At 65.0% G+C, this 14,059-nt stretch carries 15 protein-coding genes; 7 read left to right on the forward strand and 8 right to left on the reverse strand.

Going from position 1 to position 14,059, the window contains the following annotated elements:
* The first annotated feature begins 184 nt into the window (after window positions 1-184).
* The 3 genes from tnpA to tnpC all read left to right on the forward strand — a co-directional run bounded on the left by tnpA (window position 185) and on the right by tnpC (window position 2,692).
* On the forward strand, window positions 185-592 hold the full coding sequence (gene tnpA / locus C8J30_RS16790; RefSeq protein WP_110807066.1) for an IS66-like element accessory protein TnpA: 408 nt from the start codon (window positions 185-187) through the stop codon (window positions 590-592).
* Window positions 589-942, forward strand: a complete 354-nt coding sequence (tnpB, locus tag C8J30_RS16795) for an IS66 family insertion sequence element accessory protein TnpB (RefSeq protein ID WP_110807068.1) — start codon at window positions 589-591, stop codon at window positions 940-942. The genes tnpA and tnpB overlap by 4 nt, the downstream gene beginning before the upstream one ends.
* Before the next feature lie 64 nt (window positions 943-1,006).
* On the forward strand, window positions 1,007-2,692 hold the full coding sequence (gene tnpC / locus C8J30_RS16800) for an IS66 family transposase (protein WP_110807070.1): 1,686 nt from the start codon (window positions 1,007-1,009) through the stop codon (window positions 2,690-2,692).
* Between the two features lie 147 nt (window positions 2,693-2,839).
* Here tnpC and C8J30_RS16805 read toward each other — a convergent pair whose 3' ends face one another.
* The 3 genes from C8J30_RS16805 to C8J30_RS16810 all read right to left on the reverse strand — a co-directional run bounded on the left by C8J30_RS16805 (window position 2,840) and on the right by C8J30_RS16810 (window position 4,566).
* Window positions 2,840-3,646 (reverse strand): glycosyltransferase family 2 protein, encoded by an 807-nt coding sequence (locus tag C8J30_RS16805; protein ID WP_110807072.1) that lies wholly within the window; start codon window positions 3,644-3,646, stop codon window positions 2,840-2,842.
* Window positions 3,628-3,774, reverse strand: a complete 147-nt coding sequence (locus C8J30_RS18740) for a hypothetical protein (protein ID WP_220033815.1) — start codon at window positions 3,772-3,774, stop codon at window positions 3,628-3,630. Before C8J30_RS18740 ends, C8J30_RS16805 begins: the two co-directional genes overlap by 19 nt.
* Before the next feature lie 402 nt (window positions 3,775-4,176).
* Window positions 4,177-4,566, reverse strand: coding sequence for a helix-turn-helix domain-containing protein (locus tag C8J30_RS16810; RefSeq protein WP_245909890.1), 390 nt, complete (start codon window positions 4,564-4,566; stop codon window positions 4,177-4,179).
* A 66-nt stretch (window positions 4,567-4,632) separates the two neighbouring features.
* Here C8J30_RS16810 and C8J30_RS16815 point away from each other — a divergent pair, with 66 nt between their 5' ends.
* Window positions 4,633-4,857 carry a hypothetical protein gene (locus C8J30_RS16815; RefSeq protein WP_245909892.1) on the forward strand — a complete coding sequence of 75 codons (225 nt, stop codon included), beginning with the start codon at window positions 4,633-4,635 and terminating at the stop codon, window positions 4,855-4,857.
* A gap of 143 nt (window positions 4,858-5,000) precedes the next feature.
* Here the strand turns inward: C8J30_RS16815 and C8J30_RS16820 are convergent, their stop codons facing one another.
* Entirely contained in the window at window positions 5,001-6,158 is a 1,158-nt protein-coding gene (locus C8J30_RS16820; RefSeq protein WP_181420928.1) for an endo-1,4-beta-xylanase, read from the reverse strand.
* 305 nt (window positions 6,159-6,463) lie between these two features.
* Between C8J30_RS16820 and C8J30_RS16825 the strand changes: the two genes are divergently transcribed.
* The 3 genes from C8J30_RS16825 (at window position 6,464) to rpmG (ending at window position 7,922) form a co-directional block, all read left to right on the forward strand.
* Window positions 6,464-6,850: a DUF302 domain-containing protein gene (locus C8J30_RS16825; protein ID WP_110807112.1), complete on the forward strand. Its 387-nt coding sequence runs from the start codon at window positions 6,464-6,466 to the stop codon at window positions 6,848-6,850.
* Window positions 6,851-6,912: 62 nt separating this feature from the next.
* Window positions 6,913-7,623: a DUF533 domain-containing protein gene (locus tag C8J30_RS16830; protein WP_110807077.1), complete on the forward strand. Its 711-nt coding sequence runs from the start codon at window positions 6,913-6,915 to the stop codon at window positions 7,621-7,623.
* A gap of 131 nt (window positions 7,624-7,754) precedes the next feature.
* Window positions 7,755-7,922, forward strand: a complete 168-nt coding sequence (gene rpmG, locus C8J30_RS16835; protein ID WP_107324777.1) for a 50S ribosomal protein L33 — start codon at window positions 7,755-7,757, stop codon at window positions 7,920-7,922.
* 71 nt (window positions 7,923-7,993) lie between these two features.
* On the opposite strand, the gene C8J30_RS16840 is transcribed toward rpmG, so the two are convergent.
* The 4 genes from C8J30_RS16840 to C8J30_RS16855 form a co-directional block, all read right to left on the reverse strand.
* Complete coding sequence (locus C8J30_RS16840; protein ID WP_110807079.1) at window positions 7,994-8,635, reverse strand: hypothetical protein; 642 nt, start codon at window positions 8,633-8,635, stop codon at window positions 7,994-7,996.
* A gap of 153 nt (window positions 8,636-8,788) precedes the next feature.
* A complete protein-coding gene (locus C8J30_RS16845) occupies window positions 8,789-11,863 on the reverse strand; it encodes an efflux RND transporter permease subunit (RefSeq protein ID WP_110807081.1) in 3,075 nt (1,024 codons plus the stop codon).
* Window positions 11,860-12,903, reverse strand: a complete 1,044-nt coding sequence (locus tag C8J30_RS16850) for an efflux RND transporter periplasmic adaptor subunit (protein ID WP_110807083.1) — start codon at window positions 12,901-12,903, stop codon at window positions 11,860-11,862. Before C8J30_RS16850 ends, C8J30_RS16845 begins: the two co-directional genes overlap by 4 nt.
* Window positions 12,900-13,982 carry an efflux RND transporter periplasmic adaptor subunit gene (locus tag C8J30_RS16855; RefSeq protein WP_110807085.1) on the reverse strand — a complete coding sequence of 361 codons (1,083 nt, stop codon included), beginning with the start codon at window positions 13,980-13,982 and terminating at the stop codon, window positions 12,900-12,902. Before C8J30_RS16855 ends, C8J30_RS16850 begins: the two co-directional genes overlap by 4 nt.
* Between the last annotated feature and the right edge of the window lie 77 nt (window positions 13,983-14,059).

Genomic DNA, 14,059 nt, shown 5'->3' on the forward strand with positions numbered 1-14,059 from the left:
GACGGCATTCGAAACTGGGCTATCTCAGCCCCATGGAGTTCGAGGCCCGCGCTATGCTAGCTTAACCAGCTGTCCACGAAACCGGCAGCAGGCCAAAGCGCCGTCTCTGACCCATTGATATCGTCGGTTCCAGCCGGTCGCGTGAACGGCGATTTTCCTTCTGAAGTTTCAGAAGGAGGCCGTGATGGCGGATGGAGGCGAAGGTTTTGGTGGCCGGATCGATGTGATCGCGCGGACACGGGGATACCGGCGTTGGCCGGACGAAGTTAAGGCCCGGATCGTGGCGGAGAGTTTTCGGCACGGCGCGCGGGTCGGCGATGTCGCGCGTCGTCATGGGGTTCTGCCGCACCAGCTGTCGGATTGGCGCCGTCAGGCGCGGGCTGGGCGTCTGGCCTTGCCCGAGGAGGCGGTTGCAGGCTTCGCCGCTGCTTTCGTGCCGCTGTCGGTGGAACCGGCGCTTGACGGCGACGCGGCGGCCGCGACCGAAGGCCTGAGTATCGAGATCGGCAAGGTCATCGTGTTGCGGGTTCCCGACGGCATTCCGGGCGCTCGGGTGGCCGAACTGGTCAAAGCCCTGCGGGATCTGGCATGATCGTCGCGGGCCAGCGGCTGCCTGTCTTGATCGCGACGAAGCCGGTGGACTTTCGCTGCGGGCATCAGGCGCTGGCGCTGATGGTGCAGAGCGAGCTGAAGCTCGACCCGCATTCCGGGGTGACGGTGGTGTTCCGTTCGAAGCGCGGCGACCGGCTGAAGATCCTGGTGTGGGACGGAACCGGGATGGTGCTGATCTACAAGGTTTTGGAACAGGGCAGCTTCGCCTGGCCGAAGGTGCAGGACGGGGTGATGCGACTTTCGCGGGCGCAGTTCGAGGCCTTGTTCGAGGGCCTCGACTGGCGCCGGGTTCTGGCACAGCGGGTGCAGGCGCCGACTGCGGCGGGATGACTCGGCGGGCAGATTTTGGGTTTGTTTTATTGGGTTTTCCCTCCCGGATCGGGTAGAAAGGCGCATGTCGCAGCCTTTCGATCTCAGCCAGTTTCCGGACCTGCCGCCCGAGGTGGTGCAGGCCTTTGCGGCCCAACAGGCGGCGTTGGAAGCGGCCCGGTTCGAGGCCTCGGTGGAGCGCGCCGCACGGGAGCATGAGCAGGCGGTTGGGGCCGAGAAGGACGCCTTCATCGCCGAGCTGAAGGCGCTGCTCGCCAAGCTGGAAGGTCAGGTTCAGGATTACCGGCGCACAAAGTTCGGGCCGAAGTCGGAAAAGCTCGATCCGGCGCAGCTGGAATTGGCGCTGGAAGATCTGGAAACGGCGATCGCCGAAACACAGGCCCAGATTGCCGCCGTCGAAGATCGGATCGCCGCCAGTGAACCGGACCCCGAGAAACGCACGCCGCGGGCCCCGCGCAAAGCCAGGGCGCTGCCCGAAAGCCTGCCGCGGGTCGAGCGGGTGATCGAGCCCGAAAGCATCATCTGTCCCTGCGGCTGTGGCGACATGGTCCGGATCGGCGAAGACAAGACCGAGCGGCTCGATTACATCCCGGCGCGCTATCAGGTGATCGCCACGATCCGCCCCCGATATGCCTGCCCGAAAGGGCGCACGGGGGTGGTGCAAGCCAAAGCTCCCGCGCATCTGCTTGAGGGGAGTTGGCCGACCGAGGCGCTTCTGGCGCAAATCGCCGTCTCAAAGCATTCCGAGCATATGCCGCTGAACCGCCAGGCGGTGGTGATGGCGCGGCATGGCGTGCCGATCGACCGCTCGGTTCTGGCCGACTGGATGGGCCGCACCGGCGCGCTGATCGCCCCCGTGGTCGAGCACATGGCCAAGCGCCTGATCGCGGAAAGCACGCGTCTTTACGTCGACGAAACGACGGCCCCGGTGCTGGACCCCGGGAAAGGCAGAACCAAGACCGGCTATCTCTGGGCGGTGCTGCGCGATGATCGCGGCTGGGGCGGGACGGCGCCTCCGGGGGTGGTGTTCCACTATCGCCCCGGTCGGAAGGGCACATATGCCGACGAAATCCTCGCGGGATTCGAGGGCACGATCCAGGTCGATGCCTATGGCGCCTATACCCATCTGGCCACGCCGAAACGCGCGGGCGGCAAGCCTTTGCAGCTGGCGTTCTGTTGGGCGCACGGCCGACGCCAGTTGATCAAGGCCAAGCCAAAGACAGGCTCACCCATCGTCGACGAGGCGCTTTTGCGCATCGCCGCGCTTTACAAGATCGAGAACGCCATCCGTGGCGCCGCGCCCGACCGACGCCGGGCGATGCGGCAGGACCTCTCCCGCCCGTTGGTGGATGCGTTCTTCCTCTGGCTCGCGGCCCAGGCCAAGCGGGTCTCGAGCAAAACCGACCTCGGCAAGGCGATGATCTACATGCTCAAGCGCGAGGACGGCTTCCGGCGTTTCCTCGACGATGGCCGGGTCGACATGGACTCGAACCTGGTCGAGAACGCCATCCGCAGCCCGGCGATGAACCGCCGCAATGCGCTCTTTGCAGGTCACGACGAGGGCGGCCGCAACTGGGCGCGCTTCGCCAGCCTGATCGGCACCTGCAAGATGAACGGTGTCGAGCCTTACGCCTATCTGCGCGATCTCTTCACCCGCCTCGCCAATGGCCACCTGGCCAGCAACATCGACGCGCTGATGCCATGGGCCTATGCCCGGGTAGCGGAAAATGAGGCCCCTCAGATCTCGTGAAATGAACTCATCCGGGATTCCCCAGTGAGATCATTTGAGGGGCGATACAAAGCCGCAACGCGCACCCGTCCGCTCGCTCCTCAGACACCCGCAAGAAAAATATCAATGGGCCGTGGCCGCCGCATACGCTTCAGGTTTCAAAAATATCTACAAGGCGCCACAATCAATTTTAATGCCCATGCAATCCAGCAGATTTGAGCGCACTTGTTTTATTGACATGTCCGTTGCCGGCCATTTTCTGTAGATACTCAGGTAATCCAGCGCTGTATCGGCGACCCGATTTCTTGATGTGCTGGACGCATCAATATGAACCACCACGCCATCACTTCTTCCACAATCAACCCACTCAAAATCCGCGCCCGAAGTTAGCAGGGAAATTAAAAAATCCCAATCTTCATGGGATTGCAACTGCGAATCAAAGGCGTGCCTGGCAAAAAGCTCCGCCGAAAAAACCAGAGCATGCATGGGGATAAAGTTTCGAATAAGGAGCTCAACTGGATCGCGATTTGAAATATCCATTAACTTGCTGTCCAGCTGAATGAAAGGCGGACCCTCGCGACTTTCCACTACTCTCTTATAGTTAAAATACAAAACTTTATTTTTTTCTTCAGGCAATATCGCTAGAATTTCATCAATGTGCTGATCACCGAATGTATCATCGTCATCCACAAATAAGATCCATTTACCTCTTGCAACTTTCGCGCCGATATTTCTGCTTTCTGCCGGCCCCCTCATGCTTGGTATTCTAATAAACGAATCCTGGGCGCGCAAAAAATTTTTTGCGACTTCGATTGTCTCCGCACTGCTATCATCTGCGCAAAGAATAATTTCATAGCCATCTTTGGCGCATTTCAATATGGATGAGAGCGCGCGCTTCAAAAGCTCACTTCTGTTATGAGTAACAACTACAATACTCAAAGACGGGAGGACCGGCTTCATTTTCCACAGCACCATTCTTCAAGAGCGCTTTTCAGCATCCCAGCGGCGACACCAAACTCTTTGCGCATACGCTTTACTTCTTTGAAAGCACTGGTGCGTTCGCCTTTCTTGGCTTCAATCCTCTGCCGCGGGATTACTTTCATTTCGTTTTCAACTCGCCACAAGATGTCATCTCACACCTTCATCGGTTGCGCTCCATTCATATACTACAGATTTGTCAAGAGAATGAACAGCATGTATCGTCTGCGGCTGCTGAAACGCATTGCATGCAAGACTCCGCCGGGGTTTGCAGTTACCCACAGGCTGGTGCAGCGGATGGATTGACCGGCCGGTCGTGATCTTGGCGACGACAATATGGCTGCGCAATCCCCGCCTCTGCTGGATCAGGTGATCTGGCTCTGAGGCCGGGATTTCACTGTGACCATCCCCATCTTTGCCGTGAACGGCGGGCTTGGGGTGGGGCGGCGCCGATGTCTTGACATAGGGCGTCTCCCGCTCGCGCGGGGCAGATCTCCTCCGTCCTTTCGTCCTCAGGCGGATCGCGCTCACGCCCCCGTCGGGCTGCCCGACGGGCGACTGGCGCGACGGAATTCGGGGGGCGAGGCGCCGACTTCCGTCTTGAACGCCTTGCAGAAATAATTCGCGTCCTGATAGGCCAGATCGAGCGCCACATTGACGATCGGCAGGCTTGACCCAGACAGCAGGTCCTTCGCCCGCTCGATACGACGCAGCTTCACACAAGCGATGAAGGTCATCTCCATCTGCCGATGGAATAGACGGCTCAGGTAGCACGGACTGACATGGGCATGCTCGGCCGCGTCTTCGAGCGTGACCGACTTGTGCAGGTTGCGCTCGATGGAATTGCGCACCGTCTCGATGCGGTCGCTCGCAGTCAGGCCGGGATCCGCGGCCGGATCGGAGAGCAGGTCGGTCACTTCGGCAAGCAGTTGGCGTTGATGATGTGACCGCCGACCGCGGGCATCGGCGAGAACAGCGCCCGGGTGCGCGGGCTCGTCTGCGAGGATCTGGGCTTCCTTGGCATCTCGATCGACGCACGGGCAAATGCGATTGCCCGCGGCGGTCATCCGAACATCAGCGCGGCCGGTTCGCGCGTGGCGACGCTCGTCGTGCCGACCGACGAGGAACGGATGATCGCGCTCGACACGATGGGCCTGACGACTGCAAGCCCGGATCACGCTCTGCCCTTCGCGATGGCGGCACAGTGAACGCCATGGCGTGAAATCTTTGCGGGAGGGGGCAATCGCTGCCCCCTTCCTGCCCGGTTCTGCGCGGGCATGACGCCGGAGCCGAGAATTGGGCCGTCACGCTTTGCGATGAACAGCGCTTGCCGCCCCCCCGGTCTGCGGACTTATCTTTCCGGCGCGGCCTCGATCGCCGCCACGATCCGGTCAAACACCGCTTTCGGACGCCGGTTTGCGCCGAAGAGTGTCGGGCTCAGCTTTGCGAAGTCGTCGCGCCTGTCTCGGGTGAAAACGTGGTTTTCGTCGCTCAACCCCCAGAAGCTGAGCCGTTTGACCGAGGGCTCGGCAAGGACTTGATCGAGGAAATCCCCGACGTAAGATGCCTGGACGGCCTCTGCACTATCCGCGGTCCCGCAGGTCGCCCGAAAATCCAGCTCGGAGATATGCGCCACATAGCCGTCCGCCGCGAGATTCCGGATGAATGTCGCCGTGGCGGCGCCGTCGGGACGGGATCGCATCGACAGGTGGCATTGCAGACCGACGCCATCGAGCTTGGCGTGGCGACTTTCCAGACCTGCCAGCAGCGCGGGCAGAAGCGCGCGTTTCCGTTGATGGGCGTCGCCTGTGCCGTCAAGTTCCGCTTCGTTCAGCAGCAACCGCGGGGTTTTCTGATGCGGCTCAAGCACGCGTCGCAGCGTCTTGATGACGAAGGCATAGTGATCGAGCAGGCGTTCCCAATCGGCACCAAGGACCTTGTCCGCTTCGAGCGCCATTGACCCTCCCGCGCGCAGTCTGTCCAGATCCTTGCTGAAAGGTTCGTTGATCACGTCCCAGGACACGGCATCCGGCACATGGGCGACCAGACGCTCGATATGCGCTTCCCAAGCCGCCGTGTAGCTGTCTTCGTCGAGGGCTTCGATGCCGGGAAGACCGTGTTTTGCCCAATAGACCGGGTGGCCGTGAATGCCGAGGTTCGACGCCTTCGCAAAGTCGAGGGTCGTGTCGACGAGTTTCAGGCAGGTTTCGTCCTTGTCCTGCAAGGGCGAAACATCCCCGCAAGCCTTTTCGCTCTGCAATGTACCCGGTTTGATCAATGCCCTGTAGAGCCAGTTCGGCTTGAGCGCATTCTCCGTCACCACGACGTCGCAATGCTGCCGGATCAACTGCCTCTCGTCTTCCGAGGCCGCATGACTGAAGATGGATCCGATCGCGATGCCTTTGGGGCTGGCGATCTCGCGCAGCGCGCGCGCGGGGGCGGCGCAGGCTGGAACTGCCCGAAGACACAGGGCGCCACCGGCAAAGGCAAGAAAGCTGCGTCGTTCCATGGGGTCACCATTCCGCTTTCGGCTCGAGGTGAAGACTAGACCCGCGCGACGGATCGGGCAACCGGAGCGCGAGAAGAGCCTGTCCGGGCTTGAAGGGGGCCGGACAGGATCGCCACGCATTCAGACCGTTTGCCGCACCACAGGCGGACCATCCAGATCCTGCCGTCGAAAGCGCGCGCTGGCACTGATGCGTGCCATGCCGTCCTGCGTGTCCTCGCTTGAACAAAGACGGGCCGCCTCCGTTTCACCCTTGCACCGGACGGCCTGCGCTCCGAGATTGGGGGGGACCCAGAATGGAGGACATCATGGGCTACACGATCGACCGCCTGCTGACCGGCGTCAGCTTTGAAGAGGCCGAAGCCCGCACGCGCGCGGCGCTGGCCGAGAACGGCTTTGGCGTCATCACCGAAATCGACGTTGCCGCGACGATGAAGAAGAAACTCGACCGCGACATGACGGCGTACAAGATCCTTGGCGCCTGCCATCCGGGCCATGCCTTCGCCGCGATCGAATCCTCGCCGCGAATCGGGGCGATGCTGCCCTGCAACGTCATGCTGCGCGCGGTGGACGGCGGCGTCGAGGTTTCGGCCGTCGATCCTGTCGCCTCTTTCGCGGCGGTCGAGGAAGAGGGCGCGCGCAAGGTCGCGGCCGAGGTCCGCGCGATCTATGCGGCGATGATGGAAAAACTCTGAGGCGCTTCGGGCAAGGCTGGCCCGGGCAGTATTCGCGACCACACCAGAACGGGGGGAATGGGATGAGTTTCGTCAAGACACTGGCCACGCTGGCCGTCGGCTTTGCTGCCGCCAAGGGCGTGCAGAAGTTCCAGCAGATGGGCGGCCTTGAAGGCATGAAGGGGGCGCTGCGCGATGCGGGCAAGCCCGGCGGTATGGCCGAACAGATGGGCGACTGGGCGGCCAAGATGGGCGTGCCGGGCGGCAAGGAGACGGTCAGCCAGCTTCTGGCCAATTTCGGCACCCAGGCCGCGGCGGCGACCGATGCGGCGCAATCGAACCTGGGGTCGATGTTCGGCTCCATGACCGCAGCCGCTGGTGCGGGGGCAAAGGGCCTCGGCGAGATGATGACGACGGCGCTGGCCGATCCGTCTGTCGCCGCGGGCGCCGAGGCACATGCCAAGCTGATGATCCGGGCGATGATTCAGGCCGCCAAGGCCGATGGCACCATCGACGACGCGGAAAAGGCGCAGATTCTGGCGCAGCTCGGCGAGGCGACGCCCGAGGAAGTGGCTTTCGTGCAGGCCGAACTCGATGCGCCGATCGACATTCCGGGGCTCGTGTCCGATGTGCATGAGGCGGCGCGGGTGCAGGTCTATTCGGCCGCGCTGATGGCGATCACCGTCGACACCGAGGCGGAAAAGCTCTATCTGCGCAACCTTTCCACGGCCTTGGCGCTGGATCCGGCGACGGTGGCGCAGGTGCATCTGGGCATGGGCAAGCCGCAGCCCTGATCCTATCGCGCGGGGGTGCGAAAAAACGCGCATCCCCGTGCCTTTGCGGTTGACTCCGCGCGATGGCTGACTAAAAGGCAGGCTTCAAGGATTTCGCGGATGCAGGCGCATCCGACTCTGGGAGACTGAGAATGGCGAAGCCGACGACGATCAAGATCCGTCTGAACTCGACGGCGGGCACCGGGCACTTCTATGTGACCAAGAAGAATGCCCGTACCATGACCGAGAAGATGACGGCCAACAAGTATGACCCGGTTGTGCGCAAGCACGTCGAGTACAAGGAAGGCAAGATCAAGTAAGATCTTGTCCGCCCGCACGGGTTCAGGGCCGTCCTTCGGGGCGGCCTTTTGCTTTGCCGGTGGGTCACGGGTCATATCAACAGCAGCGTGACGACGAAGACGGCGGTGAAGATCGCCCCCGCGATGGTCCAGAGTGTCGGGCGCCGCGTCAGGTCGGCAAACGGCGTCGGAACGGGCAGGTCGTGTCTGTGCGGCGGGTCCGTGCCACTCTCCCGCGCGCGTTTTCGATCTTTCGGGGCGGCCGTCGTTTCCGGGATCTCGCTCTCGGGCGGGGGGCGCGCGCCATGGGGATGGGGCAGAACCGGGGGCGGATGCGGGGCATGCGGGTCGAAGCCGTCATCCGGTGCCGACAGCAGCGGCGCGGGTGGATCGTCGTGATGCGGCTCCGCGCGCCGATGCGCGCCGGGCAGGGCGCGGGTGGCGGCCTGTTGCGCCAGAACCGACTGCAGGGCCGTCGTGTCGACGCCCAGCATCTGCGCCGCAACAAGCGACATCGGCGTTGCCGCGCTGCCCTGTGAACTGGGCGTTGCAGTCCCGGCCAGCGCTTCGGCGGTGAGGGTTGCGGCCTTTGCCAGAGCCTCGGCGGCGCCGCGCTCGGGCGTGGCCCCCGGCAAGGGCAGCGATCCCGCACCTTGAGGTTGGGTGGTCTGGGGTTGCGCGGCCGCATCCGGGCGCGGGGCGCCCTGCGGCAGCTCTGCGAGCGCGTTTTGCATGTGTCGCTGCAGCTGGGCGCCTTGCGGCAGGGACAGGGAATGCACGCCCGCGGGCAACGGGCTCGGTGTGACAGGCGAAGGCAGGGGCGTCAGCATGTGCAGGCCTCGGACAACGACGATGCCCGAGGATGACAGGATTTGGTGAACGGCGGGTTAAACCCTGCCGGGCAGAGCCTCGGGCTCGGGGCGCGGTGGCCGGGGCGGCGCTTTCACACCGAAGACGGCGCAATAGAGCGCCGGCGCGAAGACCAGCGTGATCAGCGTTCCGGCGATGATCCCCCCCATCATCGCGAAGGCCATCGGCGCCCAGAACACCTCGCGCGAGATCGGGATCAGCGCCAGCGAGGCCGCCGCCGCGGTCAGCAGGATCGGCCGGGCCCGGCTGTCCGAGGCCTCGAATACCGCGTCCCAATGGCTGCGCCCGGCCTCGATCAGCTCCTCGACCTCGGCCATCAGGATCAGCGAATTGCGGATCAGGATGCCGACAAGCGCCAGCACGCCCAGAATCGCGACGAAGCCGAGCGGTTGGCCCGAGGGCAGCATGGCCGCGACGACGCCGATCAGGCCGAGCGGCGCGACGGCCAGCACGATGAACATCAGCCGGAAGCTTTGCATCTGCACCATGACGAGGGTGAGGATGATCAGCACCATCAAGGGCACGACGGCGACGATCGGGGCCTGACTTTCGCCGCTCGACTCTGCCACGCCGCCCGGCTCGATCGTCGTTCCGGCGGGCAGGTTTGCCATCTGCGCGGCAATCGCCGGGGCAAGATCTCTGGTGACGGTCGCGGGCTGGTTCGCCCCCACCACCGCGGCCTTGACCGTGATCGTCGGCACCCGGTTGCGCGCATGCAGAACCGGCGGCTCCATCTGCCAATCGAGCGTCGCGAAACTGAGCAGCGGCACCGGCACGCCCGAGGGCGAGGGCAGTTGCAACGAGCCGAGCGAGGCGATCGACGACCGATCCGCCACAGCGCCACGGGCGACGACATCGACCAGCGTCTGGCCATCGCGCAATTCGGTGACGGTGACCCCTTCGAAGAGCGTCTGCAGCGCCTGCGCCACGTCCTTTTGCGTCAGGCCGAGCTGGCGCAGCCGTTCCTGATCCAGAACCACCCGCGCCACCCGCACCGGCTCGCCCTCGTCGATGGTGATGTTCGACAGCCGCGAATCCTGCGCCAGTTGTTCGGCCAGAGCCTGCGCCTCGGTCAGCAGAAGACCACGATCCGGCCCCATCAGCCGGTATTGCACCGGCTTGCCGACGGGCGGTCCAAGCTCGATCAGTTTCGAGAACACGTCGATACCCGGCAGTTTCGCGGCATGGTCCGCCAAGGCTGCGCGCAGGGCGTTGCGATCTTCGAGCCCCTTTGTCATCACGACGATCTGGCCGATGAAGGGCACCGGCGTCGGCGCGTCGAGCGACAGCAGGAACCGCGGCGAGGACCGCCCGACATAGGTCGTCCAATAGGCGGCCTCGGGTCGGGTGGCGAGCCATTGATCCAGTTCGGCCATCGCGGCATCGGTCGCGGCAATCGCCGAATTCTGCCGCATCGTCACGTCGATCAGCAACTCGGGCCGGTCGGAGGCGGGGAAGAACTGCTGCTCGATATGGCGCATGCCGTAAAGCGCGGTGCCAAAAAGCGCCACCGTCAGCACGATGGTCAGCCATTTCGCCCGCATCGCCCCGCGCAGAAGCCCGTGGAAGGCGCGGCGCAACAGACCCGGGGTCGGATCGTGATGCGGCATCGTCTTTGGCAGGAAGGTGGCCCCGATCAGCGGTGCGAAAAGGACGGCGACGACCCAGCTCAGCATCAGCGAAATCGCGATGACGTAGAACAGCGAGAGCGTGTATTCCCCTGCCTGCGACGAGTTCAGCCCGATCGGGATGAAGCCCGCGACGGTGACGAGCGTGCCCGACAGCATCGGGAAGGCGATCGAGGTCCAGGCGTGCGCGGCGGCCTTGGCAATCGAATCCCCGGCCTCGAGCCGCGCGATCATCGTTTCGATGGCGATCATCGCATCATCGACCAGAAGCCCGAGCGCGATGATCAGGGCACCGAGCGAGATCCGTTGCAGCGTCACCCCCATGCCGTCAAGAATGACGAAGGTCAGCGCCAGCACGAGCGGGATCGACATCGTGACAACGAGCCCAGCCCGCCAGCCGAGCGAGATGAAGGAGACGATGAGCACGATCGCCACCGCCTCGGCCAGCGAGCGCAGGAAGTGGTTGACCGACTCCTCGACCACCCGCGGCTGATCGGCAACCTTGTGCAACTCGATCCCCACCGGCAATTCGGTGGCGATCCGGTCCATCAGCGCCGTCAGCTCCGCCCCGAATTCGAGGATGTTGGCGCCCTGTTTCATGCCGATGATCAGCCCCACGGCGGGCTTGCCGTTGTAGCGGAAAAGATCGCCCGGCGGATCTTCGAAGCCGGCGCGGACGGTGGCGACATCGGAGAGGCGAAAGAAGATCTCGCCCACGCGCAAGGGCGCGGCGGCCAGTTCCTCGGCATCGGCAAAGCGGCCCGACATCCGCACGGCGACCAGCTCATCCTCGGTCCGGATCACGCCCGAGGGCACGATGGCGTTCTGCGCGGCGAGCGTGCCCAGCACCTGCGCCTGATCCAGCCCCAGCGCGGCCAGCTTGCGGGCGGAAAATTCCACATGCACAACGGGATCTTGCGTGCCAATGAGCTCAACCTTGCCCGCCGCCTTCAGCGTCAGCACCGCCGAGCGGACCTTTTCCACCCGGTCCTTGACCTCTTGCGGGGAAAACCCGTCGCTGGTGAAGGCGTAGATCGAGCCGTAGACATCGCCGAAGCTGTCGTTGAAGTAAAAACCCGCGAATTCGGCCGGGAAATCGGGACGGATGTCGGCCATCATGTTGCGGACCTTCTGCCAGGTCCGGGTGACGGCCTCGCCCCTTGTTTCGGGGGTCAGTTCGATCTGCACCACGGCGCGGCCCGGGAAGGTTTCCGAGCGGGTGAATTTCAGGTTCGGCAGTTCCTGCAGCTTCTTCTCGATCCGGTCGGTGACCTGTTCGCGCGTCTCCTCGGCGGTGGCGCCTGGCAGGACCGCGGTCACGATCATGATCTTGATGGTGAAGGAGGGGTCTTCCTCGCGGCCGAGGTTGCGATAGGCCATCACCCCCGCCACGAGCGAGACAAGGATCAGATACCAGACCATCGAGCGATGCCGCAAAGCCCAGTCGGACAGGTTGAACTTCATGGCGATACCCTTGGTCCGAGGTGTTGGCCCGGTGTGAGCGAGCGGATGCCGCGGATCGCCACCTCGTCGCCGGGGGCGAGGCCGGAGGTGATGACGACGCGGTCGCCGAGAGGCTGGCCGAGGGTGACCGGCACCGCCTCGGCGCGCCGGTCGGTGCCGATGCGCCAGACGCGGAACGGCTCGGCGTCGGTCAGGATGGCGGCGGCGGGCAGGGTCAGCAGCGCGTCTTCGGGCTGATCGAGCCTTGCGGTGACGAGCGTGCCAAGGCGGAAGGCGTGGCCGCCATCGGCAAGCGAGATCCGCAGCCGATGCGCGCGGGTCGAGGCATCGGCGACGGGCTCGATCAGCCGCAATTGACCGGGCGCGGTCAGCGCGCCATCGCCACGGGTCTCGATGGTAAAGCGGGCGTCTTTCGGCAGCACCGACAGCATGTCATCAGGCACGTCGATCACCGCCTCGCACCCGGCGGCGGTCGCCAGACGCAGGACCGGCGTGCCGGGGGTGACGACGGTGCCCGGCTCGGCCAGGATCAGGCTGACGACGCCCGCGGTGGGCGCGGTGAGGCGGCCGAAGCGCTCGGCATCGCGCGCGCGGGTCAGATCGGCGCGGGCCGAGGCGACGCTGGCGCGCGCGGCGGCGGCCTTGGCCTCGGCAGCTTCGAGCGCAGCTTGCGGCGCGACCCCGCGGCGGCTGAGCTCTTGCGCCCGCGCAAGGCTTTGGGTGGCAAAATCGGATTCGGCCCGGGCCGCGCGCAGACCGGCTTCGGCGGCGGCGACATCTTCGGCCAGCGTCACCTGATCGAGCGTGGCCAGCACCTGTCCGGCGGTGACCGCGTCGCCAAGCGCGACCGGGCGTGTCTCGATCCGGCCCGCAGTCTGAAAGCCGAGCGTGGTTTCCACCTCGGCCGCGATCACGCCGGGAAAATCGCGCGAGGCGATGGCAGAGCCGGTGACGATTTCCGAAACGACCGGGCGGGCAGGCTCTTCGGCAAGGGCTGGCGTCAGGGTCAGCAGCAGGGCCAGCAGCGGGCGGATCATCATGGTGTCGTCTCCGTCGCGGTGACGGCGCGGCCGGGGTAAAGCAGATGCGCGCCGCGGGACACGACCAGCGCGCCTTCGGAAATCCCCTCGGCCACGTCGATGCCGCGATCGGTGTAGCGCGAGACCCGCACCGGGCGCAGTTCGGCCCGTTTGCTGTCGGGATCGATGGTCCAGACCGCCGGTCCGCCGTCCTTCGTGACCAGAACCGTCCAGGGCAGCGCCATCGCCGAGCCAAGCGGCAGGTCGATGACGGCGACGATCGCCGTGCCGAGGCCCGGGGCCATGGCGCCGTCGCGCAGCTTGCCCTTGACCCGGACCGTGCCGGTGGCGCCCGCGACAAGCGGCGCGATTTCGGTGACCACAGCCTCAAGCGGTGCCCCCGTGCCTTCGACCGGGCGCAGCGTTACGGTGCGGTCGCGAAAGCGGTCGAGGGCGGGGAAATCAGGAACATAAAAGACCGCCTCGCGCGCGCCGTCGCGGGCGATGGTCAGCACGGTCTGCGCCGCGCCGACGATCTGGCCAGGTTCGGCCGAGCGCGCGGTGACGATGCCCGCGGCGGGGGCGGTCAGCGTGCAATCGGCCAGTGTCTGGCGTGCTTTGGACAGCCCGGCCTGGGCCTGATCCTGCGCCGAGCGGGCCGAGAGCGCCGCCTCGGTCGCGGCGTCAAGCGCGGCTTGCGTCGCGGCGCCGCGCTGGGTCAGCTCGGCCGCGCGGGCCAGCGCCTGTTCCGCCTGCGTCAGCATTGCCGCCGCGGCATCGGCCTGCGCCTTGGCCCCGCGCAGCGCCGCGGCAGCCTGCGTCGGATCAAGCTCCGCCAGCACCTGCCCGGCCTCGACCTGCGCGCCCACCTGCACCGACAGGGTGACGATCCGCCCGCCCGAGCGAAACCCCACCGGCACGGCCTCGGCCGGTTCGATGCTGCCCGACAGCTCGTAATGCAGGAAGACCGGCGCGGTATGGGCGGTGACAAGCTCGACCGCAAGCGGCGTTTCCGCGCCAAGCGGCGGCGCCAGAGCGATCAGGCCGGCCAGCACGGCGGCTGGCAGGACAGGACCTTGCGGCGCGGTCTTGCGCATCATCTCTCCCTTCGCGGCGGGCCGGAGCCTTCGGATTCTTCCGATTCGCGAAATTCTCTCCGGTCGTTGTGGCGATAATA

Origin of the sequence: Rhodobacter viridis (genome assembly GCF_003217355.1) — a bacterium.
Taxonomy (GTDB): domain Bacteria; phylum Pseudomonadota; class Alphaproteobacteria; order Rhodobacterales; family Rhodobacteraceae; genus Rhodobacter; species Rhodobacter viridis.